Annotated in this window: 19 protein-coding genes; 11 read left to right on the forward strand and 8 right to left on the reverse strand. The window is 68.1% G+C overall.

Annotation, left to right across the window (positions count from 1 at the left end; translation table 11 throughout):
• Positions 1–164 precede the first annotated feature (164 nt).
• Positions 165–923, forward strand: coding sequence for a FadR/GntR family transcriptional regulator (locus DIZ26_RS03315; protein ID WP_112237538.1), 759 nt, complete (start codon positions 165–167; stop codon positions 921–923).
• Positions 924–1,089: 166 nt separating this feature from the next.
• On the opposite strand, the gene DIZ26_RS03320 is transcribed toward DIZ26_RS03315, so the two are convergent.
• The 3 genes from DIZ26_RS03320 to DIZ26_RS03330 form a co-directional block, all read right to left on the reverse strand.
• The gene (locus tag DIZ26_RS03320) at positions 1,090–1,587 is read right to left on the reverse strand and encodes a hypothetical protein (protein ID WP_112237540.1); all 498 of its coding nucleotides are present in this window, start codon (positions 1,585–1,587) and stop codon (positions 1,090–1,092) included.
• A 171-nt stretch (positions 1,588–1,758) separates the two neighbouring features.
• Complete coding sequence (locus DIZ26_RS03325) at positions 1,759–2,256, reverse strand: hypothetical protein (protein WP_112237542.1); 498 nt, start codon at positions 2,254–2,256, stop codon at positions 1,759–1,761.
• Positions 2,253–4,910 carry an MXAN_6230/SCO0854 family RING domain-containing protein gene (locus tag DIZ26_RS03330; RefSeq protein ID WP_112237544.1) on the reverse strand — a complete coding sequence of 886 codons (2,658 nt, stop codon included), beginning with the start codon at positions 4,908–4,910 and terminating at the stop codon, positions 2,253–2,255. Before DIZ26_RS03330 ends, DIZ26_RS03325 begins: the two co-directional genes overlap by 4 nt.
• Before the next feature lie 453 nt (positions 4,911–5,363).
• Between DIZ26_RS03330 and DIZ26_RS03335 the strand changes: the two genes are divergently transcribed.
• Positions 5,364–6,590, forward strand: coding sequence for an MFS transporter (locus tag DIZ26_RS03335; protein WP_112237546.1), 1,227 nt, complete (start codon positions 5,364–5,366; stop codon positions 6,588–6,590).
• A gap of 96 nt (positions 6,591–6,686) precedes the next feature.
• On the opposite strand, the gene DIZ26_RS03340 is transcribed toward DIZ26_RS03335, so the two are convergent.
• A complete protein-coding gene (locus DIZ26_RS03340) occupies positions 6,687–6,860 on the reverse strand; it encodes a DEAD/DEAH box helicase (RefSeq protein ID WP_112237547.1) in 174 nt (57 codons plus the stop codon).
• A gap of 121 nt (positions 6,861–6,981) precedes the next feature.
• On the opposite strand from DIZ26_RS03340, the gene DIZ26_RS03345 reads away from it, so the two are divergent.
• Complete coding sequence (locus DIZ26_RS03345) at positions 6,982–8,310, forward strand: GGDEF domain-containing protein (protein ID WP_112237549.1); 1,329 nt, start codon at positions 6,982–6,984, stop codon at positions 8,308–8,310.
• Here DIZ26_RS03345 and DIZ26_RS03350 read toward each other — a convergent pair.
• Positions 8,297–9,259, reverse strand: coding sequence for a zinc-binding dehydrogenase (locus tag DIZ26_RS03350; RefSeq protein ID WP_112237551.1), 963 nt, complete (start codon positions 9,257–9,259; stop codon positions 8,297–8,299). The two genes, DIZ26_RS03345 and DIZ26_RS03350, sit on opposite strands and share 14 nt — an antisense overlap.
• A gap of 141 nt (positions 9,260–9,400) precedes the next feature.
• Between DIZ26_RS03350 and DIZ26_RS03355 the strand changes: the two genes are divergently transcribed.
• A complete protein-coding gene (locus DIZ26_RS03355; protein ID WP_232828121.1) occupies positions 9,401–12,205 on the forward strand; it encodes a DEAD/DEAH box helicase in 2,805 nt (934 codons plus the stop codon).
• Positions 12,202–13,515, forward strand: coding sequence for an SWIM zinc finger family protein (locus tag DIZ26_RS03360; RefSeq protein WP_232828122.1), 1,314 nt, complete (start codon positions 12,202–12,204; stop codon positions 13,513–13,515). Before DIZ26_RS03355 ends, DIZ26_RS03360 begins: the two co-directional genes overlap by 4 nt.
• A gap of 175 nt (positions 13,516–13,690) precedes the next feature.
• Here the strand turns inward: DIZ26_RS03360 and DIZ26_RS03370 are convergent, their stop codons facing one another.
• Both DIZ26_RS03370 and DIZ26_RS03375 read right to left on the reverse strand, forming a co-directional pair.
• Positions 13,691–14,671: a GDSL-type esterase/lipase family protein gene (locus DIZ26_RS03370; protein WP_232828123.1), complete on the reverse strand. Its 981-nt coding sequence runs from the start codon at positions 14,669–14,671 to the stop codon at positions 13,691–13,693.
• A 35-nt stretch (positions 14,672–14,706) separates the two neighbouring features.
• On the reverse strand, positions 14,707–15,510 hold the full coding sequence (locus tag DIZ26_RS03375) for a TrmH family RNA methyltransferase (RefSeq protein ID WP_112237555.1): 804 nt from the start codon (positions 15,508–15,510) through the stop codon (positions 14,707–14,709).
• A gap of 328 nt (positions 15,511–15,838) precedes the next feature.
• Between DIZ26_RS03375 and DIZ26_RS03380 the strand changes: the two genes are divergently transcribed.
• The 3 genes from DIZ26_RS03380 to DIZ26_RS03390 are packed head-to-tail and all read left to right on the forward strand — an operon-like array spanning position 15,839 to position 18,394.
• Complete coding sequence (locus tag DIZ26_RS03380) at positions 15,839–17,029, forward strand: hypothetical protein (RefSeq protein ID WP_112237557.1); 1,191 nt, start codon at positions 15,839–15,841, stop codon at positions 17,027–17,029.
• Entirely contained in the window at positions 17,026–17,748 is a 723-nt protein-coding gene (locus tag DIZ26_RS03385) for a hypothetical protein (protein WP_198675866.1), read from the forward strand. Before DIZ26_RS03380 ends, DIZ26_RS03385 begins: the two co-directional genes overlap by 4 nt.
• Entirely contained in the window at positions 17,741–18,394 is a 654-nt protein-coding gene (locus tag DIZ26_RS03390) for a hypothetical protein (protein ID WP_112237617.1), read from the forward strand. The genes DIZ26_RS03385 and DIZ26_RS03390 overlap by 8 nt, the downstream gene beginning before the upstream one ends.
• Positions 18,395–18,942: 548 nt before the next feature.
• Here DIZ26_RS03390 and DIZ26_RS03395 read toward each other — a convergent pair.
• Positions 18,943–19,932 carry a pectate lyase family protein gene (locus DIZ26_RS03395; protein WP_112237559.1) on the reverse strand — a complete coding sequence of 330 codons (990 nt, stop codon included), beginning with the start codon at positions 19,930–19,932 and terminating at the stop codon, positions 18,943–18,945.
• 387 nt (positions 19,933–20,319) lie between these two features.
• On the opposite strand from DIZ26_RS03395, the gene DIZ26_RS03405 reads away from it, so the two are divergent.
• The 3 genes from DIZ26_RS03405 to DIZ26_RS03415 all read left to right on the forward strand — a co-directional run bounded on the left by DIZ26_RS03405 (position 20,320) and on the right by DIZ26_RS03415 (position 24,923).
• Positions 20,320–23,607, forward strand: a complete 3,288-nt coding sequence (locus tag DIZ26_RS03405) for a coiled-coil domain-containing protein (RefSeq protein ID WP_198675867.1) — start codon at positions 20,320–20,322, stop codon at positions 23,605–23,607.
• A gap of 263 nt (positions 23,608–23,870) precedes the next feature.
• Positions 23,871–24,524, forward strand: coding sequence for a hypothetical protein (locus tag DIZ26_RS03410; RefSeq protein WP_112237563.1), 654 nt, complete (start codon positions 23,871–23,873; stop codon positions 24,522–24,524).
• Between the two features lie 27 nt (positions 24,525–24,551).
• Complete coding sequence (locus tag DIZ26_RS03415; RefSeq protein ID WP_112237565.1) at positions 24,552–24,923, forward strand: nuclear transport factor 2 family protein; 372 nt, start codon at positions 24,552–24,554, stop codon at positions 24,921–24,923.
• The last annotated feature ends 137 nt before the right edge of the window (positions 24,924–25,060 follow it).

Genomic DNA, 25,060 nt, shown 5'->3' on the forward strand with positions numbered 1-25,060 from the left:
CATGCCTTGCCCACCCGGCCCATCGCCCGGCGCCTCGCCCTAGTCGACTGGGCGAGCCGGACGACGTACGCCGTACTGGTCGGACCAGTGGACCAGGTTGTAATAGAGCACTAGGTTTGTCCCAACTCAGACAGCTGTCAAGCGATCGATCGAGGTGATGCCGGATGGCGAAGGCGCAGTTCCAGCCGGTGCAACCCGTGCGCGCGTACGAGCGGATCGTCGAGCAGATCGAGGAGGCGCTCGCGCGTGGCGAGCTCTCCCCCGGCCAGCGGTTGCCGAGTGAGCGTGAACTCGTTGCCCAGTTCGCGGTCAGCCGGTCGACCGTGCGGGAGGCGCTTCGGGTGCTTGCGAGCAACGGGGTCGTGCGGTCGCGGCCCGGTGATCCGAACGGGCCGGAGATCCTGCCGTACTCGTTGGGGGCGTTGCGGAAGCAGATGACCCGGCTGGCGCGGGTCGACGAGTTGAGTCTTGGGGAGCTGATCGGGTTCCGGATGATCATGGACGGAGCGGCGATCCAGCTTGCGTCGCGGTTGCGGACCGACGAGCAGCTCGCCGAGATGGAGGAGACGCTGGTCGCGATGCGGGCCGCGATCGACGTCGACTTCGAGGCGTTCAGCGAGGCGGATGTGGCGTTCCACGAGGCGGTCGCGCGGGTCAGCCGGAATTCGCTGATCCAGATGTGCAACGAGGTCGTCCGCGGCGTCGTACTCGGGCTGATCGCCGACAAGATCGCCCACGCCGCGAACAGCCGGGCGCTGATGCTCGAATCACTCCAGCACCACACCGAGGTGGTCGAGGCAATCCGAGCCGGCGACGGCCACGCCGCCGCCCGAATCGCCCGCCAGAACCTCTACGACTACTACGCCACCTACGTCCCCACCCCCGAACGCCCCCACCTACGAGCCCTCATCGACGACGCCTGATCCATACCCGTACTGCGTCCGCCCACAGCCGGCGGCGTGCATCTTCCACCCCCGGGCCGACCGCGGACTGCTAGGGCGAGAACGGGTCGCGGCTGAGCGCCCGGCAGGGGGCAGGTAGCGGCTCGCGCTCGGCGAGGGCGGGCGGCGGCGGGTCGGCGTACGAGGGTCAGGTGTCGTGTTCGACGACTCGGACTCTTGGGACGTCGAGGGTCTTTTTGGCCTTGGTTGTCCAGTCGGAGCAGAGGAAGCGCGCGGCTGTTTCGGGCCAGGCGACTACGACGACCTCTTGGCTGTTCGTGCTGGTGACCAGGGTTTTCAGGGCTAGGAGGACGTCGCCGTGGGTGATGGAGACGTTCACCCGGCAGTCGTTGAGCCCGCGGAGTCTTCGCGCACTGTGCTCGATCACCGAGGCCAGGTCGAAGTCGGGGTCTGCGAGGGCCGTCGCGGTCGTCGTACGAGCCGGGCTCGCCGCGGCCAGCCCCGCGATGTCCGCGAAACTCGACCCCAGCAGAGCCATCGGACCGCCGATTCCCTCGGTCGGATGACTCGAGATCAACAGGTGGTAGTCCACCACTTCGTCGCGCCTTGCATGCAGGGCGGCCACGCGGCGTGCGTCGCCCTCACTCATCTCCCGCTCGATGAGCACCACCACGTCATACGTCATCGTGGCTCCCTTCGCGTCACTTCCTTTGTACTCCGCCCCTCCCCCGAACACCCGCCAAAACCGCCGCTCCGTAACCCGAATGTCAAACTCCCCGCCCGCCACACTCAGCTGGCCCACAGAAACGCCGCGCCCACACACGATCAGTGGAAGGCGCCGAACTGGAGGGACGAGTCAGCGCCGGGACGCCAGCTGCGTGCTGAGCCAACCGGCGAGCATCGCTTGAGAGACCGGATAGGTGTCCTCGAGCACGATTGTCGACAGCGGCTGCGAGCGGTCCGGCGCGATCGGCTGCCGTGCGGTCGAGTGGATGACGAGGTCGTCGTCCTCGTCGCGGTCGATCCGGTCGATCTCGTGCCAGCGCAGTCGGCGGTCGCGCAGTTCGATGCCCTCATTGTCGACGAGGAGGTTGTCCCTGCCTCGGAGAAGGTTCTTGACGGACTGGACCAGCAGTGGGAGAGCTGCCGCTGCTGCCACCACTTCGGCGTAGTCCATGAAACCCCACGCATCATGCCCACGAAACTGGCTGACAGTGCGGCTTCCACTGGTGACGAGCAGCAAGGTGGCGGCACCCATCGGCAGCAGAGTCGCGCTTCGTTTCGGGCGGAGGACGACTCGGCCCGAACGGCGTAGTTCGGTGCTCCAACTGCTCAGCACTGGATCCTGGCTCATGGTTCTCGTTGGTTGTGGGGGGTGGTTAGGGCTGGGTGGGCTCGGGGGTCGGGGGTGAGGGTGGTTAGGAGGTGGGGGGCGTCGGTGAGGTGGACGCTGCCGGGGTCGAGGAGGTGGGGGTGGAGGGCGTAGACCTCGGCGCCGGACTTGGGGTCGATGTCGCCGGTGATGACGGCGACGAAGTCGGCGCGGGTGGCGGCGTCGAGGTCCCAGTAGCGGGTTGGTTCGAGGCGGGCGGTGAGGCGGCGGGCGAAGGTGGCGAGGTCTTCCGACTCGCCCCGCAGGTAGCCGACGACCGAACCGTCGGCGCAGCGGACCACGACTTCCGTACTGCGTGCAGCGGCGTGCCAGCAGCACACCTCCCACAGGCTGACGCGATCGCCGGCACCGTGAACCTCCTCCAGCGTCGCCGCCATCAACGCGACCTGCCCCGCGTTGCGCACCAGGCTGTTGCCGTACCCGGCGGCGCTCAGATTCACGTCGTACCACCGGAGCTGCCGCTGACGGAGATCAATCCCGAACGGCAGCAGAGTCCTCGCCGGCCCTGCCAAGTCATACCGCTCCTCGACCGCAGCCGGGTCGAACAGTTCCACCGGATCGCGCAGCAACCCGACGAACCCACGCTCCAGCGCATTGAACGGCACGCCGTTGAAGCTGAAAACCACGGGCAGCACATACCGCGCGCCAACGCGACGCAGTGCGATCAGATCAAGATCCACGTACTCCGTGGCGCCGCGCGGGCCGGGTGCCGCGGTCAGGTTGCCGGAGTGCACCATCGCGTCCTGGTCGAACCGCAGCCGGGTCGGATCGCACAATCCCACGAACGCCCACTGGTCGTCGAACACGGCAACGGCAAGATCGAGATCGACCCGCTGCCCCGCCGGCTCGACCCAATGCAGGAACAGCCTGAGCAACTCGCCGTCCGGGATCGGCTGCACACTCCCCCGCGTCATCCGGCGCAGCGTCGAGGACGAACTCCGCTCCGAACCAGGCGCCACCAACTGCGCCAACTCCTCGTCCAGGAAAGCCCGCCGGATACTCGGCAAACCAGTTGCCCTACGCAACATTTCTCCGACGAGTACGCCGGCCAGCGCGGCGGCCAGGTCGGCAGGGAGTGGTTCGCGTTCGTCGACGGCGGTCCAGAGGCGCGTCGTGCCGCCGCGAGGGAAGAACAGACGTAGGTCGCCCGGCGGCGTACGGACTTGGCCGAGCGCGGTTGTCAGTACTACTGGCGATACGTCCGAGACGGCAGTAGTCAGCGCGTCGACCAACGTGCCGTGCGCATCGGCCGGCAAAGCGCGAGCGAGGTGGACGAGTCGGCGTACCAACTCTCCTGGGCGGTCTCGCAACAGGTTCAAGGCATGATCTGGGCGACCGTCGGCGAAGGCGCCTTCGAGCCGGCTGGCGAAGGTCTTCCACACAAAGCGTCCGTCTTCCACCCGCACCTGCGGATGCCGCACCGCCTCACCGAACACGGCCCGCCCCGCAGCACTCCCCGAATCCAGCCACCGCCCGCGCGACGACGGCGCCAGTGGGGTCCTGCGGAGGATGGCGAAGGCGAGGGCTGCGGCGGGGTAGGCGGTGGCGTGTTCGAAGGGGTGGAGGTTTTCGGCGATGCGCTTCCACGCGCGGGGGTGGCGGTACAGGTCTTCGACGAGGTTCTCGAAAGGGACGCGGTTCAGGCGCGCGAGGATGGTGCGCCGGGTGACGCGCGGAGCCGACAGACGGCGTACCGGAGGGGTGCGCAGGCTCGGGTCGCCGTCCATCAGGACGTAGAGCAGGCGCAGTACGTCGGTGGCTGTCTCGGCCAGTACATCGAGAAGCTCAGGGTGCTCGGTGACCAACGCGGCCAACGCGACCGCCCGCGTCTCGCGAACAGGGATGTCCTCAGGTAACCACGCCGGGTCGACCAGCAGTGCTCCAAGGTCCGCGCGATCCACGACGGACAACGGAGCCCGCCGAGAGAGCAACTCGACCGCTGTACTCCGGGCAGCCTCAGCAGGCGCCAACGTCAGCAACTGCAGCCGTACGCCGGACGGCCGCTCACTGTCGCCCGACAAGCCGACCCTGCCGGCACCCAGCTCCGAGCCGGTCGGCTCCCCCGAGGAACCGTCATCCCGAGACGGTTGGAGGAAAGGGTCGTGAGGATCCAGCGGACGCAGGCAGATCGGACAGGCGCTGAAATCGCTGCCGTCCCAGCACGAACTGCAGACGAGGTGGGCGCACGGCGATACCGAATGGACCGTTCGCAGCTCACCGCACAGAACGCAGGGTTGGTGCGGCTCTTGCAGCAGCCGGGCAAAGACGCGGTTGATGTAGAAGGTCTCCGTGTTGCCCGGCACGCTCTCCGGGAAGCCGCGGAACAGCGGCACCAGGTCGGCGTTCTTTCCTGACTCGGTGTCGAGCAACTCCAGCAGCGCCCGGCCGAAGCCGGTCAAGGCGAGTGGGCTGAGACCTGCGCAGTACCGGTGGAGAGTGGCCGACAGGACGAAGCCGCGTTGGATCAGGTCGGCCTGGAGCGCGACCAGTCCGGCCTGGGTCGTCAATGGATGCCGCAGCCACTGCCAGGCGGATCGGCGTACGGGTGGGGTGAGGCGGGCGGCGTCGACCAGTCGTTTGCGGCGTAGCAGCACCGCGGCGAGCGCGTCTGGCATCGAATCCTCCCCCGGTCGGACTGAGCTGCCAGGGGCGGAGAGCGGACGCGCTACATGCCTGGTGAAGGAGAAGGAAGCACGTCCAGGAGCCGCCCCTGGCAAAGAGAACGCTATCGGCCGCCACCGACAGTTTCCGATCGCGACTGTCGCGGCGAGATCCAGGGCCTGCAGAAGTCGGCCCGGAAACAGAGAGGTCCGGTACCAGGGTCGGGGCCGCCCCGCCCAGACCCCGATACCAGACACCTCAAGAGTAGAGGGGGTGGACAAGTCTTCAAGCACCGGGTCCCCCGAATGGCACTGATGCGCCGAGAGCAAACCTTTGAAAGGTCAGACCAGTCAACGGACTGGAGCAGACCAGTCACGCAGAGGTGTGAGCAATGTCGCGCCGCAGGGAAACCCTCGCCGTCACCCGCAGCAGGTGTAAGCGCACGGATTGTGGCTAAGGTCCTCTCCATGGTCGGTGGGGTGATCGAGCGTGCGCGCTGGCGGGACGTGTTCGGGCATGCGGAGTTCCGGGCGCTGTTTCTTGCCGGCGTGCTGTCGACGGCAGGTGATCAGCTGGCTCGTGTAGCCCTGTCGGTACTGGTGTTCGAGCGCACGGACTCGGCCGGACTCACCGCACTCACCTATGCCTTGACCTATGTCCCGGACCTGCTGTTCGGACCACTGCTGGCCGGGTTCGCCGACCGGTATCCGCGCCGCCGCGTGATGATCGTCACCGACCTTGCGCGCGCAGTACTGGTGGCCGCGATGGCTATCCACGCTCTACCTCTGATCGTGGTCATCGCTCTCCTACTCGGGCTGCAGGCGTTCGGCTCGCCGTTCTACGCCGCGAGGGCCGCAACGCTGCCAGTGGTACTAACTGGCGACCACTACGTTCTGGGCAAAGCCGCGAACGACATGGTTGTGCAGTTCAGCCAAGTGCTGGGGTTCGGCAGCGGTGGCGTCGTAGTGGTCGCAGTGGGCACATCGGGCGGCCTCTTGGCCGACTCCGCGACCTTCCTGCTCTCCGCTCTCCTGATAACCGTCGGCGTCCACGCACGACCCGCGCCGGCGCACCAAGACGACGGCCCCAAACCCAACTACTTCAAAGAACTGGCAGCAGGCACTTCCCTTGTACTACGTACGCCGCGCCTGCGCTCGCTGGTCGCCCTGGCCACCATCGCGGGGTTCTACGTCACTGTAGAAGGCCTAGCCGTCCCCTACGCGAACGAGATCGGCGACGGGGCAAAGGGAGCGGGTCTCCTCCTTGCGGCCAGCCCTGCCGGGGCCGTCCTCGGCATGTGGCTGATCACACTGTGGCCACCAGAGCGACGGATGCGCCTACTGGGTCCACTAGCGGTCGCAGCGTGCGTCCCGCTGGTGTTCTGCGCCCTGCGCCCAGGACTGATCCCGACGCTGGCGCTGTGGGCGCTGTCGGGCTTGGCCTCGGCCTATCACCTGCCGACCAGCGCAGCGTTCGTGCAGGCCGTGCCGGACAACCGGCGCGGCCAGGCCTTCGGCGTCGCCAGCACGGCGCTCAAGAGCAGCCAGGGCATCGGCATCCTGGTCGCCGGAGCGATCGCGGAGCAGTCCAGGCCGTCCCTTGCTCTTGCCGTCGTCGGCGCGGCCGGCGTCGTGGCGGCCCTGGCGGCGGGCGCTGCCTGGACACGCGCCCGCCGGACCGGGACCGAGCCGTGAATTAGGCTTCGGAATTGACTACCGGGAGTGGCCGGAAAAGCCGGCCGGACGGCTTCGTAAAATGTGGGTAAAGAAATTGCGCTATTCAGCGGGGGGTCACCATTCATTACCGCCGGTGAACCACTCGTTGCCACCTTGGCCGGACCCCGTGAACCACTCGTTGCCACCGCCGGCGAACCACTCGTTCCCGCCCTGGAACCACTCGTTCCCGCCGGTGAACCACTCGTTGCCGCCGTGGAACCACTCGTTGCCGGTGCTCGTCTTGGACATGGTGCTGGATCCTCTCGTTTCACCCCGTGGATGGGAATACCCGCGCTGCGGGGATGACCTCGAGTGAACGGGCAGTTACTATTCTCGAATAACCGCTCAGGTCTAACTGTGTGAGGCCACCATGATTCTGATCGGTCGGAGCAAGTGGGTGCCACCCCGCCAATGGAAGCTCTGGTCGTTGCCGGCTCCGGCACTGGGCTATGTGCTCGGTGTCGATGCTGTCGCGCTCACCATCACCGCCTTGGCTGTCGCATCCACGGTCTCCGGCGACCACGCCGGAGTCCGGCCGTCCGAATGGGCTGCCTTCGCCGTGCTCGCGGTCGCGTCGGTCCTTCATCTGGAGTCTGCCCGCGGAATCGAGCGCCGACGCGAGATGGCGGCGAACACCTCGCCGTACACGAATCTCAAGAGCCTCTGGGTCTTCGCCGGGCTGCTGCTGCTTCCGCTGTCGCTCGTGGTCGCCCTGGTCGTCGTCTCGTACAGCTACTCCTGGATCCGCGTCTACGGGCGGACGATTGCCCACCGCAAGATCTTCTCGGCCTCCACCTTCGTGCTGGCCAGCGCAGGGGCAAGCGCCGTACTCCGTGCCGGTGGCCTCCTGTTCGAACCGCGCGTCCCGACCGGACTGTGGAGTCTCACCGTCGTCGTCGCCGCGATGATCACCTGGTGGCTGGTGAACTTCGCCCTGGTGATCGGGGCGATCCTGCTGTCCGCGCCGGACGCCTCCGCCCGGGGCGCCTTGGGCGACCTGTCCGACCAGCTCGTCGTCGTGGCCGGCCTCGGACTCGGTGTCGCCGTGGGAGCCCTGCAGGCGTCGTACCCGTGGGTGGTACCGATCCTGATGGTGACGGTGCTCGCTCTGCACCGCGACCTGCTGCTGCCGCAGTTCCAGCGCGCTGCGGGGACCGACGTGAAGACCGGCCTTGCCACCCCGTCGTACTGGGCCAATGCCGTGCCGGCCGAGCTGGCTCGCGCCGAGTCGCTCCGGAGCACTGTGGGGCTGCTGATGCTCGACCTGGACCGGTTCAAGGAAATCAACGACACCTATGGCCACCCGGCCGGCGACCGCGCGCTGCGTGCGGTCGGCGAGAGCGTGCGCGCCGAAGTACGGCAGGGTGATCTCGTTGCACGCGTGGGTGGTGACGAGCTTGCCGTGCTGCTGCCGGGTGCGTCCGAGGGCGAGGTACTGGAAGTCGCTGAGCGGATCCGGGAGCGCCTGACCACGCTTACCGTGTCGGTGGACACCGCGACCGACGCGACGGCGACCATCACCGGGGTTCCGGCGTCGTTCGGTGCCGCTGTCTACCCGGATGTCGCGGGCACGATGGACCAGCTCGTGATGGCGGCCGACAACGCGCTGCTGACCGCGAAGCGGGCCGGGCGGAACAAGATCGTCTCCGCTCGCCCGAACCCGCCCGCGGTCCCCGAGAACTCGATCACCGAATCCTGAGCAACGCCTTCCCCAGCACGGCGCGGTCCTCGATCGCCCGGTGGGCGTCGCCGAGCTGATCGATGGCGAAGACGCGATCGATCACCGGCACCAGGTCGCCGGCGGCAGCTCTCGTGATGACGTCGGCGCTGGAAACCGGACCACCGTCGGCCTGGACATCCATGATCCCTCGCACGGTGATCCCCCGTCGCGTCGCTTCGGCCTCGTCGTACGCCGCGAAACTTCCGCTCGGCGTACCGTGCGCCGAGAACCAGCCGCCGTCCTGCACCGTGTCGAACGCGGCCGTGCCGTAGGCGCCGCCGGCACCGTCGAAGACGACATCGATCCCATTGGTTGCCTCGAGCACCGACTTCTCCCAGGCCGGTGTCGTGTAGTCGACCACGATGTCGGCTCCCTGGGCCTTGGCGAGGTCGAGCTTGGCCTGACCGCGGGCAGCCGCGACGACGTGAGCTCCGGCCTTGTGGGCCACCTGGATCAGCAGCAGTCCCATCCCGCCGGCCGCCGCTGTGATCAGCACCTTCTTGCCGGCCAACTCCGGCGCAGACCTTTCCAGCATGAGCGTGGTGAGCCCGTCGTTGAGCACGGCCACCGCGGTTTCCACGGAAAGCTGCGGCGGGAGTTCCGCCAGCGAATCAACCGGTACGGCGACGCGCTCGGCGTGCGCCCCGAAGCCGGAGATCCGGCCGACGACGGTTTTGTCGATCCACCCCTCGTCGACACCTGGACCGACCGAGTGGACCCGGCCGCCCAGCGAACTACCCGGCACGTACGGCGGCGTCACGTCGAAGTACCCACCGAGATTGCCCTTTCGGATCGCGGTCTCGACCCAGATCACGTCGGTCACCTCGACGTCGATCACGACCTCTCCCTCGCCCGCGGCCGGCTCGGGCCACTCGCGGACCTCGATCACCTCGGGTCCGCCGAACCGCGTCGCCACTGCTGCCCTCATCCGTGTCCACTCCTCATCGTTGCGTTGCCGTCCCCTGAAAGCCTGCAACCTCAACTTTGGTTCGGGTCAAGCCGCTCGGTGGCAGCGTGCCTGTGGATGAAGCTCAGCAAGCTGTCGGTAGGAGTGGGTACTGTGCGGTGGGTGGTTGAGCTTGTGTTTCTCGCGGAGGAACCGCCTCGGGTGGGGCGGTTGGCTGCGTATGGGGACCTGGCTGCGGCGGGGTTGCCGGCGGACGGGCAGGTGGAGCTGATTCAGCTGCGCGGGGACCGGCCTCGGCGGGTGAAGGTGGCGGCTCGGCTGTTCTCGGTTCAGGAAGCGCTGGAACTCTTGACGCGGGCTGCCGGGGAGGGCGATTCGGCCAGTCACCGGGCCTGGCGAGCGGCTGCCCTGGCTGGGATCGGGTTGATCGCGCGCGGGCGGTTGGTGCCGGACAAGGGAACGACCGGGATCGGTGCGTGGCGGGTCGGGCCGTTGGATCCGGCCGATCGTGGCTGGCTCAAGAACCTTGCCGCAGCGATGCCCGCCGAGGCATTCGCAGTACCGGTGGAAGGGTCGCGGCCGCTGCGGCTGGCGGATCCGGAGCAGTTGGTTCGCGCGTTCTGGGATGCCTTGGCGGATGCGCTGGTCCGTACTCCGGCGGCAGGGGTGTCCGTGCGGGAAGGTGCCCGGCCGTTCGCTGCGGTCGAGCCGCTGGAGCTCACCGGGCCGACCGAGTGGCTCGATGAGACGGCGTTGAGCGAAGAGGCCGGCGCTCGGTTGGTGCTGCGGATCGAGCCGCCTGAGGACGACGCCGAGTTCACCGCGGTTCTGCAGTTGCGAAGCGGCGTGGATCCGAGCCTGCTGGTGGATGTGGCCGATGTGTGGAACGCGCCGGCCGCAGTACTGGCTGCACTTGGAGAGCGAGCGGAAACCGATCTGCTGCTGGCCTTGCGACGCGGCGCGCGGGTCTGGCCGCCACTCGGCGCGGCCTTGAAGCATGCGGCGCCCGAGTCCGTGGGGATCGACGACGAGGCGCTGGACGAACTGGCGAGCGACAGCGCCGCGTTGGACGGTGCCGGGATCGAGGTGTTGTGGCCGGCCGAATTGTTCGCTGGTGAGCTGGCGGTTCGCGGTGCTGTCGCCACTCCGACGCCGGGCGCGGTGACCGGTCCGGACTTCAGCCTCAACGATCTGCTGGCGTTCAAATGGCGGCCGACTCTGGACGGGCAGGAGCTGACCGAGGCCGAGGTCGCCGCGTTGGCCGAGGCGAAGCGGCCGATGATCCGGATGCGCGGGCGGTGGGTGCGGATCGACCAGGAGCTCGCTCGCAAGCTGCGGCGCGGTGGATCGCGGAAGTTGACCGGGGCCGAGGCGCTCGCGGCTGCGTTGACGGGGACGATCGAGGTCGACGGCGAACTGGTCGCCTTCGACGCCGGTGGTTCGCTGAACACGATGGTGGAGAAGCTCCGAACCGCCCGTGAGCCGGAGCCGCTGGACGAACCGATCGGGCTGCGAGCGACGCTGCGCGACTACCAGAAGCGAGGTGTCGCCTGGATGGCACACCTGGCCGACCTCGGCTTCGGTGGCTGCCTCGCGGACGACATGGGTCTCGGCAAGACGATTCAGGTGATCGCGCTGCACCTGCAGCTGAGCAAGCGAGGACGCGGACCGACGCTGGTGGTCTGCCCATCGACGCTGCTGGGGACATGGGAACGCGAGCTGGGAAAGTTCGCCCCAGAGGTGCCCACCCGGCGGTACCACGGCGCCGGGCGCAACCTCAGCGAGCTGGCGGCCGACGAAGTGGTGCTGACGACATACGGCGTGGTGCGGCAGGATCACCGGGTGCTCGGCGAGATCTTCTGGGGGCTCGCGGTCGCCGATGAGGCGCAGCATGCCAAGAACCCCTTGTCCAGAACGGCTCGTGCACTCCGGACGTTGCCTGCAGCAACGAGACTTGCATTGACCGGGACGCCGGTGGAGAACCGGTTGTCGGAGTTGTGGTCCATCCTCGACTGGGCCGCGCCGGGACTGCTCGGCACCCTGGACCGGTTCCGCCACGACATCGCCGTACCGGTCGAGCGGTACCACGACGAGGAGGCGACCGCCCGGCTCGCGCGAGTCACCCGGCCTTTCCTGTTGCGGCGGAAGAAGACCGATCCCGGGATCGCGCCCGAGCTGCCGCCGAAGACCGAGCACGATGTCGTAGTCCCGTTGACCGCCGAGCAGGCCACGCTCTACCAGGCCGTCGCGAAGGAGACGCTGGCCAAGATCGAGGAGGCGGAGGGGATCGCGCGCCGCGGCCTGGTGCTGAGCCTGCTGACCCAGCTCAAACAGGTCTGCAACCATCCGGCGCAGTTCCTGCACGAGCCCGGTCCGCTCCCCCGCCGGTCCGGCAAGCTCGCCGCCCTCGACGAACTGCTCGACGTCATCCTGGCCGAGGGCGAGTCGGTGCTGATCTTCAGCCAGTACGTCGAGATGTGCCGGCTGATCGAGTCGCACCTCGCGGCCCGGCAGGTCCGGACGCTCTTCCTGCACGGCGGAATCGGGGTGCGGAAACGCGAGCAACTGGTGGAGCAGTTCCAGTCGGGTGAGGCGCAGGTGTTCCTGCTGTCGCTGAAGGCCGGCGGCGTCGGCCTGACGCTGACCAAGGCGACCCACGTCGTGCACTACGACCGCTGGTGGAACCCGGCCGTCGAGGACCAAGCGACCGACCGTGCCTACCGGATCGGACAGGACCGGCCGGTTCAGGTGCATCGGCTGATCACCGAGAACACCCTCGAGGACCGCATTTCCACGGTCATCGCGGCCAAGCGTGACCTCGCCGACGCGGTCGTCGGTTCGGGCGAGGCATGGCTGAGTGAACTGTCCGACACCGAACTGACCGAGTTGGTCGAGCTGTCGACGACCCCGGCCAAGTCAGGTGCGGCGAGCGCCTACAACCCTTCTGCTGTTGGGAAAACGGCATGAACGACCGTACGCCGTGGCAAGGCTGGCGCCGTTCCTCGGAGGAGAACGCGGGGCTCCCCGCCGCCAAGGGTCCCGGCAGCCGTCGGCCATTCGGGCTGACCTGGTGGGGCAAGGCCTGGGTGGACGCGCTCGTGCATCGCGCCCGGCTGGACCCAGGTCGCTTGAGTCGCGGCCGGTCCTATGCGCGACGCGGCAGCGTGCTCGAGTTGACCGTTGATCCAGGCGTGGTGAGCGCGACGGTCCAGGGCAGCCGCACCACGCCGTACGAAGTGAACGTGCGGATCCGGGCGTTCACCGATGACGAGTGGGAAGCGGTGCTGGACGTGGTGTCCGCGCAGATCGGCCGGGTCGCGGCGTTGCTCGATGGCGAGTTGCCTCCCGAGGTCGTGGACGATGCGCAGGCGGCGGGGCTGGAGTTGCTGCCGGATGCGGGTGAGGTGAAGACCGCTTGCAACTGCCCAGACTTCGCCGTTCCCTGCAAGCATTCGGCGGCCGTCTGCTTCTTGATCGCCGACGCACTCGACGAGGATCCGTTCGTCCTGTTGCTGCTGCGCGGACGCAAACGGGACGAGCTGATGGCGGCTCTACGGGAGCGCCGCTCTGCCGGAGGCGAGCAATTTGCGGTGAAACGCCGGCCTGTCGGCGTACCGGCGCGGGCTGCATTTGCGAAGGCGGTTGGTCCAGTGCCGTTGCCGCCGAAGCCGCTGGCGCAACCGGGGGTTCCGTCGGCCGTGCTGATGCTGGAGCCGCCGCGACAGTCCGGGATCGACGCACAGGAGCTGGTGATGCTGGCGACGGATGCGGCGCGGCGGGCTTGGGAGCTGGCGTCGGGCGACGGCGACGGTGGATTCGGGCTGAGCTGGGAGGAGGATCTGGCGCGCCGGGCGGCTGATTTGCTGGGGACCGCGGGGCTTGCGGATCTCGCGCATCGCGCCGGCGTACCGGCTCGGGTGCTGACCAGTTGGGCGATCGCTTGGCGCGAAGGCGGAGCGGGCGGCTTCGCCGTCGCCGAGTCGACACCGTCGGCGTCAACGTCATCGGCGCCGACGTCATCGGCGCCGACGCCTTCGGCTGAGGACGCTTCGGCGTCGGTGCCTTCGGCTGAGGGCACGGTCGATCCGGCTGCGATGGCGGAGGGTCGCGAGGCGTTGGGCGCGAACGCAGTCGTCGAAGGCAATCGAGTGACAGCCGACCGGAGGCAACTCCGGCTCGGGACGGACGGCCTGTGGTACCTGTTCGGCGAGCAGTTCAACGACTGGGTACTCCGTGGCCCGGGCGCCGCCGATCCGCACGACCTGGTCGGTCGGTGAGCGACGACGACCTCGACCTCGCACGCAGCATGAACCCGAGCCGCGCCCCGCGCCCGACGCTGACCCGAGCCGCGCCCCGCGCCCGACGCTGACCCGAGCCGCGCCCCGCGCCCGACGCTGACCCGAGCCGCGCCCCGCGCCCCGCGCCCCGCATGAAACTGGGCCGCGCCCCGGGTCAGGGTCGGGTGAGGTCCGTATGGGTTTCCAGGGCCTCGATCAGGCGGGCGGCGAGTTTGGCGTGTCCGGCGACGGAAGGATGCAGGCCGTCGGTGCAGTCGTCCGGCGTGATCCAGCCGTCGGTGCCGACGTAGACGATGTCGTCGTCGCCGGACAGCTTCACCGCGGTCTCGATCGCCTCCGCGTGCCTGCCACTGAAGGGGCTGAGGGCAACGAGTTTGGCCGACCCGTACGCCGAGCGCACGCGGGCGAGGTATTCGCCGTACTGGTCAGCCGTCAGCGTCTCGTCGTTCACGCCCAGATTGAGCACGACCACCTGCGGCTGCTCGATCCGCTCGGCCGGCGAGCCCGCGAAATTCCAGCCGAACGACTCCAGCCCGTTCGGCACCTCCCCGTTGCCGACGCGAGCGATGCCCTGGCTGCCGAAACCGACCTGGTACGCCGTTGCGCCGAACGCCCGCGCGGTCAGATACGCGTACGACTTGCTGCCGTCGGCGCCGGCGGACTCCGGATCGGCACTGAGCGCACGGACGCCCTGAGTGATCGAGTCGCCGTAGAACTCCAGCCGCGGTCCGGCCGGGCGACCGATCAGCCGCAGCCGGCTGTTGACGTCGAGCACCAGGCCGGCGAACACGACCGCGCACTCGAACGGCGGATTCCAGCGATTGACGAACTCGTTGACGTCCTTCACCACGACCTCGACGGTGTGCCGCCCGGTCTCGGCAGTCAGCTCGATCACCGGCCGCTCGATCAGGTGCAGTTCCGGCTCGGCGTCGTCGAGCGAAATCCACAGATGCGGTGCGACGGTCAGACCATCGGTGTCGAAGAGCAGCTGCACCCGCTCGCCGGCGAAGGAGAAGCTGATCCGCGATCCGGAATTGACAGTGATCGCGAGCCCGGGCTGCTGCGCCCATTGCCCCTCGAGGACGATCCGTGGGTCGCTGGGGGCGACTACCTCACCCGGTTCGAAGTCGTTCACGGGACACCATTCTGCCGGGCTCGCGAAACCAGGCATCACCACCCGTCCTTGTGCGCCCGCGCCTCGAACAGCAGGATCCCCGCGGAGAGCGCGACATTGAGTGAGTCGGCCTGACCGAGCATCGGTATCGAAACCGCCCCGAAGCCCTGCTCGTGCCAATGCCTGGACAGCCCACCACCTTCCGAGCCGACCACGAACGCCGTCGGCTTCCCCCTGTACTGCGGTACGCGGTAGCTCCCCGTCGCGCTCGGATCGGCCAGGTGAACCTCGACTCCACGCTCTCGAAGCCACGTCGCTGCGGCGGGAATGTCGTCGAACTCGAGTACGGGCGTACTCAGCACGAGACCGCGACTGGCGGCGTACACGCCCGGATGACTGCGTCGCGCCCGCCTGCTGGTGAGAACGAGGCAGTCGGCGCGGGCGGCGTCGACGGTACGAATCAGGGTGCCGAGATTGCCGGCGTACTCGACACCGTCTGCGACCAGGACCAGCGACGACTCGTCGAAGCGGAAATCCGTCGGTTGCCAGACCGGGAGGCGGGCGATCGAGATGAGGCCGTCCGACTTGTTCTTGCGGGTGACTCGGGCGTAGAGCTTCGGGGAGATACGGAAGACCTCGGCGGCCCGCGTCGCTACTTGTTCTGCGATGCCTGTCTCGGCTGCTTCAGGGCAGTAGAAGAAGGCGTCGATGGCGGTTGGGGTGGTGAGGAGCTGCGTGTGCTCCCAGCTGCCCTCGACCAGGATGCGGCCGGGAACGGAATCCTTGCGGACGGCGAGCAGCTCGCGGTACTGCGGGTGCTGAGCGCCGATCGGCAAGGCGTCGAGACGTGACGGTGCCATGCTGTGACTCCGGTGAATGAGAACAGCAAGCTGTCCGGGGGCGACCGCCTCGCAATGAGGGTCGCCCGCACCGGGCACAGCTGCTGGGGGTCGGCTAGAGCGTTTGGGGACGCACTAGCCGAGCAGTCTCATCATGCTTCGGATGGTAGAGAGTGGTTCACGTGGCGTCATCTGATTTTGGGCTGGGCGGGAGTTGTCCACAGGCGGCCGAGCGCCGGTTTCCGATCTGTCCGCCCGGGTCGATAAAGTCCGGGTCTGGTCATCGGTCTGGTTGACGGGCTTCATCGGCCCGGGTGACAGACCGGTCGACCGCACGGGAGGAGTGACGATGGACGCGACTTTGCTGGATGCGGAGGCCGAAGCGGCCGTACTGCGCGTCTATCGGCAGGTGTTCGCCGTGCTCGCTCGCGAGGCCGGCGCGATGATCGTGGATCCCGAGCTGCTGGACGTCGACCAGGCGATCCTGGACGCGTTCGCCGAAGCCGGCAGCGACGGGCTGACCGTCGAGCAGGCGTCACTGGCCTGCCGGGGCTATCCCCACGACGTGATCGTGCGGCGCTTCGAGGTGCTCCGGCAGTACGGCGCGATCACCAAACTGGTCGACCGGCCGAACGAGCTGCGCCACCGCGCCGCCTTCGCGCCGTACGTGATGCTGATGTTCCTCAAGCGGATGTCCGTGCAGGGTGGGCAGGCCGAGCTGCACCAACTGCTCACGCTCGAAGCGCACAGCGTGAGCGATCCGCGTGCGACGGAGGACCAGGGGCAGGCGTCGATCGAGCGCCTGACAAAGGTGTTCCGCCTGTTGGGGAACGAGCTCGCCATCCTCGTCTCGACCAGCACGACCGCCCAGCTGCGGGAGAACGCACAGCTCGCCTGGGGCAACGAGCGGCTGATCGAGCAGGCCGAGAAGGTGCACCGGATAGTCCTCGAACGCTGGCCCACACTCCACCGCGCCTGCACGCAACTCCGGATGTCCCTCGCCGCGTACGCCGATGCGGTGCAGCTGGCCGCGGGCCGCCTCGTCGAACGAGCCGGTACTACGCGCGCGCTCGGGCTGCTCCCGATCGAGACCTGGCTGACCTTTACGCGGAGCAGTGAGACCGACGCGCTCGCCGGCGTACTGGACGGGTTGCTCTTCGACGCCGCCGCGCCGGACTTCTCCCCCGAGACGATGCTGGAGGCGGTCGAGTCAGGACGTCGTACCGGCAGCGCCCGGATGGCGCCACCTCGGCCGTCGGCGGAGACGGACGCACCGGAGTCGGCGGCCGCGACGGATCGGGAGGATCTCCGCGCGGAGGCCGAGCGGATCCTGGCCGGGCGATCGAGCGTTTCGATCATCGACGTGGTCGACGATGCGGGCGACTGGATCACTGCGCGGCGGGTGCTGGCGGAGCTGACGGCGGCACATCTGCACGACGAACTGGATTACGAGCTGGTCTGGGCGGACGGGATGCGGATCGATCCGACGGCCGGGACGCCGTGGGCGACTGAGGGCACGTTCCGGCGGGTGACGCGATGACTGCCGACGCCGTTGTCGAAGGTGGGCGTAGCTACAACGCCTTGTGGTGGGCCAAGGTGCAGTCGGCCGGGCCGTTGCAGGTTTCGCCGGATACGCCTGCCGTTGCTGGGTTGACGCGAGCGGCCGAGCCGGACGGTTCGAGCGTCTGGATGTTGCCGACGCTTCCGCAGGGCGCGGGACACGCAGTACTGGAGGAACTCGGTACTCCGCCCGTCGCCGTCGAGCAACCGAACGAGACAGCGCGGGTGCTGGCGATCTGCGTGACCTGCTGCTGGCCGGACCGCAGCGGTCCAGCTTGGCCAGGCGTCGTCGGCACGCTCACCCAGATCAAAGCCGTGTACGCCGGAATGCGCGGGCGGCCCGAGCAGTCGAGCGATCTCACCCTGATCATCGGCAGCCTCAGGCGTCTCCACGCCACACATTGGCTGCTGTGGAACGAGAAGGACGGCGAGGTTCGCCTCGGCCCGCGCGTCGTGAGCTGGGGACCTCCACAACTGGCTGGTCTCCGCGAGCTCTGCCGAGTCCTGCCCGATCCACCACCAGCCGTCCTCAGCCCGGCCCGCAATCCCGAGCCTGACCCCGACCCCCTGCCGTCCGATGCCGACGCCATCGCCACTGCCACCGCCACGGACCTTACCGATGCCACCGCCACCGCCACCGCCACCGCCACGGACCTTGCCGATGCGGAAGCCTCTGCCGTGGAGGTTGAGGATGTCTGAGCAGCATGCTCTCTTCGACTCTCTGCTGCAGGATCTGAGCGACCGTTCTCGGGACGAAGTGCTGGCCGCCTTCAGTGCTGTGCAGTACGCGGCCAACCCGGTGGCAGAGGTTCAGCTCGCCGGGTTGCGCGACGTGACACTTCGCCGCCAAGTCCAGAAGATGCTCAAGCTGATCGGCCGTACGCTCGTGCAGGTCGACGGCACCCACTGGACCGCCGGCTACGCGGACGATGTTGCAGAAACCCTTACAGCGCAGGGCTGGCAGCCGCTGTCCGTCGTCGATCGCGCCGTACTCGTACTTGTCCTCGTGCATTCGGTGGCAATCCCCCGCAGCGAAGGCATCCTCACGGGCGACAGCTGGAAGTCGGCCCGCCCGACGACAGTCGACGAACTCCGCACCACCAAGATCAGCAGCGAAGAGCGCCGACTTTCTCTCCAACGACTCCGCGCCGCCGGCCTGATCCAGCTCTCCGGCGACCACTCCGGCGGCCCCAGCTACATCCCCGGCCCCCAACTCCAACGCCTCACCCCAGCCGCCCGACGCCGCCTCCAGGACCAACTGATCCTCGCCGCCGCCCCCGCCAGCCCCATAGCCGAAGCCATCCGAGCCCGAGCCCCCCTCCCCACGAACAACTCCCCCACCTAACCACCCCCTCCAAAACCGCGCCCCACGCGGTCACCCGGCTCACCCGGTCCCCGGGGGTCACGCGGTCACGCCGTCACGCGGCTCACCCGGCTCACCCGGCTCACCCCGTCACGCGGTTCCCGCGGGTCACCCGGCTCACCCGGCTCACCCGGCTCACCCGGCTCACCCCGTCACGCGGTTCCCGCGGGTCACGCGGTCACCCGGCTCACGCGGCTCACCCCGTCACGCGGTTCCCGCGGGTCACCCGGCTCACCCGGCTCACCCGGTCCCCGGGGGTCACGCGGTCACCCGGCCCACCCGGTCCCCGCGGCTCACCCGGTCCCCGCGGCTCACCCGGTCACCCGGCCCACCCGGTCACCCGGCCCACCTCGTCACCCGGCCCACCCGGCCCACCCGGTCACGCGGCCCACCCCGTCACGCGGGCACGCGGGTCAGATGCCGAGCGCAGTGCCCCGGGGCGGTGGGGCACTGCGCTGGAGTACGTAGTACTGCGGGGGCACGTGGTGGGGGCGTCCACGTGCACCGGAAGTGCTCAGGTTGCAGGTCGGTCAGATCTTGCCGGTGCCGGCGTAGGCGGTGACGATCGACTTGATGTCGGCGGCTGCGTCGAGCGTGTAGCTGTACGGGATGGCTGCGACGCTGCCGGGGTTGCGCGAGACCGGCGTACCGGATCCGGTCAGGTAGTTGCCGTCGAGCTTGAGATTGCCTGCGGGCGAGTCGCCGGTCTGAGCCACCGTCGGCTTGCTGACATTCTCGAAGTAGTTGCGCTGGACGAAGACGCCCGCGTTGACAGTGGAGGCGACCCCGTAGCCGCTGTTGCCGCGGTAGTAGTTGTTGTAGACGTGCACCGGGTTCGCGAACCGCACCCGCGGGTGGCGCTGCGTGGATCCGTCGAAGAAGTTGTGGTGGTAGGTGACCCGCAACTTGCCGATGTCCTCGGCGCCGTTGTCGTCGGAGTGGCCGAGCAGGAACGACTTGTCGTGATTGAACACCCGGTTCCACGACACGGTGACGTAGTCCGACGCCCGCTTGATGTCGACCGCGCCGTCATACCCGTTGCTGAAGTTGTTGTGGTCGATCCAGACGTGGGTCGAGTACTGCACGTTGATCGCGTCGTCGGTCCAGTTCTTGAAGTTGATGTTGCGGATGATGACGTTGCTGACGCTGGCAATGTTGAAACCACCGGTGGTGATCGTCGCGCCGCTCCCGACGCCGATGATCGTCTTGTTGGCAGCGACCTTCGTCATCCCGCTCGGCAGCGCGATCGTGCCGGACACTTTGATGACGCGTGCGCCGTTGGCCTGGATGTTGCTGATCAGCGCGGACTGGGTGGTCACGGTGACGGGCGAGGCACTCCCGCCGCCGGTCGTCCCGCCGCCCTGAGTCGCCCAGCCCTGAAGCGCGAACGTGTACGCCGAAGCCTCCGGTACGAACGCGACGGAACTGCTGGCGAGCAACGCCGCGCCGGCGGCCAGGATGGCGGCGGCGCGGAGAATCCGCCGGCGCGGTGGAGCAGTCGTTGGGGCGGAACCGGTCATGACGAACCTCCAGGAAAGTAGGAGTCCACGGCCGTCGCAAACCCGCGTCCGGGCTCGGCATTCGTGGATGGGCGGGGCGCGGTCGGAGCAGTCCATCCGCGCTGGAGAGCGCTTTCCTGGGCGAGACCGTAGTCAGTTGCTCGACCCGTCGTCAACACTGTGTGACGAATCGACTACATATTCGACAATCTTCGACGGTTCCACTGCATGCTGAACCGGTTCGCAGACCGCTTGACGCCACGCAGTACGACAAGCTCCAACACCACGGAGAGCTGTCGATGCGGGGTTGGGTGGGAATGGTCGATAAAGTCCTTCTTCTGATCAGGGTGAAGGCGGGGGAACGACGCCTGCGCCGGGTAGGAACGCAGACCAGACGCAAGGAGCAGCATGAGCAGTCCTGTTGAGGACGGACCGTTCGACATCCTCGGCTCGAAAGTGCTGCTCGGCGTACAGGTGGTCGACCTGTCCCGACTGTCGACCCACCCGATCCCGATGGTCGGGCAGGGCCTCGTCACGGTTGCCGGTCAGGGCCCCGTCGACTCGAACGGCGCCGGTAAGTCCTCCTGGATCGCGGCGCTGTCGCTGCTCCACGCCGACGACCAATGGCGGCTCACGAGCGGCGCTCCGGGCGCGGCCGAGCTGCTGTTCACCGCCGAAGCGGCCGGCCAGGAAGGCAATTGGTCGAACGTCGACCGCGGGTACATCATCGGCGTCTTCTCCGACCCGGAGCTGACCGAGCTGGTGGAGATCGAGGCGGCCGCGATCACCGTGTGGATCCGGATCAACCGCAAGGCGTCGTACCTCGATCTGCGCTGGAAGAACGGCCTGCACGTGCCGTTCGGCGCGACCGAGGCCGAGCGTGCGGCGGGCGCGGACGCCCTTTGGGCCGCTCTCCCCCACTCCAACGGCCGCACAGATTTCCACGCGAACAAGCTCTCCACCGTCCTGTACGGCGGGCAGGTGCGCTGCGTTTCCTTCCTGTCGACCTCGGTCCGGTCATCTCCGACGGCCAACCTGCTGGCTGAGCCGCTGAACGAGCTCGGTCCTGCCCGGATCTTCAACGCGATCGCCACCCTGACCGGCCTCGACCACGAGCTCGAGCAGGAACAAGCACACCGGTCCGCCGAGCACACCCAGCGGGAGGCGACCAAGCAGGCGACGGCCGACCTGCAGCGCTGGGAGCAGGAGATGGCCACGGTCGAGGCGGGCATCCTGCAGCGTGCGGCGGCCCGTTCGGCGCTCGCCGACGCGCGCGAATCCTGGAAGGCGCGGTGCGCTCGCCACCTGGTCGACGGAGACGCCCGCAACGCCGAGATCCTGCACGAACTCGCCGAACTAGACCAGCGTGTGGCCGAGCAGGAGGCCCGGCGCGAGACGGTCGACACCGAGATCGATGCTTTCGGCAATGAAGAGACGCTGCTGCGTGATGCCCAGCTGACCCGGCAGGAGCGGGACAAGCTCGACGCCCGCGACCGCGAGCTGGACCTCGCCCAGCGGTCCGTGCGCGAGCAACTCGAACGGCTCGGCCAGGAGCACCGCCGGTTGCTCGACGCCGGTAGGTCCGCGGACGGACGTGACCTGGATGCCGCCGCCGCTGAGCAGGAAGAGGCTCGGCAGGCTCTTGAAGAGCAGATCGGCCGGGATCACGCGGCTCGGACGTTCGTCGACCAGGCGACCGCCTTGTTGCGCGAGGCGGAGAGCGGCCAGACCGTGTCCGCGCCGCAGCAGCAGGTGCTGGAGAACGCCGGAATCGCGTGCGGCGCCCTGACCGACATCACCGAATTGGGTGAGAACGACCGTACCGAATGGGAGCCCCGGCTCGCGCCGTACCGGGAGGCTGTCGTCGTCGACGCCGAGGACGCCACGCTGGCTGCCGCGGCGCTAGCGGACGCCGGCTATCCAGGCTTCCTGCTGGTGCTGGCGAACCGGCCCGGTACCGCCTTCAAGGGCGGACCGACGTCGGCTGACAAGCGATTCAAGCTCGACGCGTTCTTCGTGGCGCTGGCGTCGCGCGCCGCGAAGGAGGTCATCGACGAGGCGGCTGGTGTGGTCGCCGTCGGACAGTTCGAGGAGCCGATCACCGGCCGAACCGCACGGATCGAGGCCGCTCGACGCCGGCTCGACGCCGCGGTCGAGGCTCGCTCCGCAGCAGCGGCCGCTCTGGAGCAAGCACGGTCCCGGGTAGAACAGGCCGAGCGCCGTACTGCGGCCGCCCGGGCGCTGGGAGCCGCTGCCGACGTACAGGAGCAGATTCTCGCGCTCCGCGAGGCGAACGACCGCCACGAGAACGACCGGGACGCGCTGGCCCCATCGCTCCAGGCGGCCAAGGAGGCTGCCGAGGCGGCTGCCGGTCAGCAATTGGTCCGGGACGAGCGCCTGAAGAACCTCGAGGCCACTCGCCGCGACCACGACCGGATCCTCGACGACCTCGCCGGGCGTCGGCTGGTACTGCTGGACGAGCAGACCTCGCTCGATCTGGTCGCCCGGACTACTGCTTGGGGAGCCTCGGCCGCCGAGGCGAACGAGTTCCTGCTGGCTCTGCCGTCGGATGCCCAGCGCCGAACGACGGCCGACTGGAACCACCAGACCTGCACCCAACTCGACGACGTCGTACGCCGGTGCTTCCCGAACGCCCGTTCGCGCGAGGAGATCCCTTCGGAGCTGTGGGAAATCCTGAACGGTCAGGATGGTTGGTCCAACGGCACTCTCGGTGCGCGCGTCGCCCTGGTGCCCGCGTTGCAGCGGACGCTGGCGAGCCATCTCGCGCAGCACGAGACGTTCGACAGCCTCCAGCAACAGCAGATCGCCAGCCAGCGCGCCGAGCGCAACGCCGCCCTCGAACGCGCCCGCGAGGGTCTGGGTGAAGCCGAAAGTACCGCTCGCGCTCACCGCGCCTCCCTTGCCGACGGCATCAAGTCGCGGCTCCGGCTGGTGTCGGCGGAATTCGACCGCCTCGACCAGCAGTACGGCGGCTACGGGGCGAAGCTCGAGTATCCGGAGCCCGACCCGCCGGCCGAACCGGACAAGCCGTGGAAGTGGACCGTCACGCCCAAGTGGCGGCGATCCGAGGGCGGGCCGTTCTCGGCGTTCAACGTCAAGGGCAACACCGCGCAGATGGACGAGAAGGCCGTCAAGCTCGTCTGCGCCGCCGCCCTCGCGGGCGGAAGCGACCGGCCGCTGCTCCTCATCCTCGACGAACTGGGCCGCAACCTCGGCTCCCAGCACCGACGCGAAGCGGTCGCACTCTTCGAGCAGATCGGCCGTGACCGCAACATCACGGTCATCGGCGCCCTGCAGGACGACATGGAACGGTACGCCCTGGCGTCGTCCCGCCTCTACGTGAAGCTCCGCCGCTCCTCGGACACGATGGCGTACAACCAGGCGCCGGTCGTGAAGGGCAACGAGGAGTACGCCGCCCGCGTGGAACTCCTGCGCACCTGGCTCGACTCCTACCGAGGCCCCACGCCGACTCTGGACCTGACCCCCGACCAACTCCCCACAGAGCCCGCTTCAAACCCCACCCCCGCAGCTGACACCACCTCCGCGTCGAGTGACAGCGACGCGCCGACATCCGCGTCCGCGGTAGGTGCTGCTGTTCAGCCTGCATCGAAGGGACCTCAGCCTCGGAGAACCCGCTCGAAGGCGACTCCCAAGGTTGAGGACGCGACTGATTGAAGCGGGAGTGTTGGCGTCGCGCGGAGGTGCTGTGGGGTTCGTCGTACCGCGGTTACGGGGAGTTCGCAGATTGGGTGGGAGGCTGCGGAAAGGGGACCCCGTTGGTAAGGGTGGCCTGGCTATCGTTCACACTGGGGTGGTGACGTGTCAGCTGTTCCGCTCGGTTCGTTCACGCCGCGTAGGCGGAGCTCTGGCCAATCCTTCGCAGGTCGGCGTACCGTCTGCCGAACGGGTCCAGCCGACAACTGAGCGGAGGGCGTGAGATGGCATCTTGGCTGCTACGCGCCCAATGGACGCACCGTGACGAAACCATCGAGCACCGGGCACTCCGCGTCGGGCGCACGCTGACCGCCGTCGCGGTCGCCTTCCCGGACGTGCACCTGTGGACCCAGGACGAGCGTTGGGGGTACCACGTCCTCGAGGCGGACGCCGCGACTCCGCTGCAGGAGATGGTCGAGGCAACCACGAAGGTCCTCTCCAACGGATCCAGTACGACGCGGCTGCACCTTCAGAGCACAGGCGAGTTGCCTTGGCTGTTCGACCTCTCCATGGGCGGAACGCTGACGACGGCATCCGACCAGCTCACGCTCCATTGGAGCGACGACGACGCACTGATTCAGTCAGAACGCTTCGCGCAGGTACTCCGGGCCGTGGTGACGATCTGGGAACCCGAGTGGGCCAGCATCGCCGACACCGAGCTCGCAGCAGCCGCCGGCGTCTTCCGTCGCGGCATTCCGATGATCGGCTGGCTCACCTACGTCCGCGGTATGGTCGCCGGCGCCTACGGGATCGACATCGATCTCACTCCGTTCGAGCGAGGCACTCTCCTCCAGGCGCCCGTCGCACCAGCAGATCTCACCCCCGTCCACATCTGCGCTGCCGCGGCTCTGGTCGGCATAGCCCCAGAAGCCCACTGACGCCGCTCGGACGATGCTGAGGAAGTCATGACTGTCGACTCCGAGGTTCTCGCCGTTTCGGCCGCTTGGGACGCCGTTCTCGTACGCAACGATGCCGAAGAGATCGCCGGCTTCATGGCTGACGATTGGGCCTATATCGGGTCGGCCGGGGCGACGGCGAAGGCAGACATCATCGACTGGATCGCTTCGGGGAAGCTGGCTCACCATACGATGGAGATCGTCGGAGCCGCACGCGTCACCGTGCACGGAGAAACTGCTGTGATCACCGCACGCAAACAGAGCACGGGCAGCTGGGACGGCGTCTCTTACGCAGCGGACGAATGGATCAGCGAGGTCTTCGTCCTACAGGCCGGCCGGTGGCGCTGCATTCTCAGCCACAAATGCCCGGCTGAGATCTGAAAACAACGGGTCTGGAGACGCGGAGATGCCTGGAGACGTGGCGATGCATACAGGTCTGGAAACACATTAAGGGCCACCCGTGTGGGTGGCCCTTAACAGTGTGAATGTCCGGCGACGTCCTACTCTCCCACGACCTC

This window comes from Kribbella monticola, from assembly GCF_003261635.1.
Taxonomy (GTDB): domain Bacteria; phylum Actinomycetota; class Actinomycetes; order Propionibacteriales; family Kribbellaceae; genus Kribbella; species Kribbella monticola.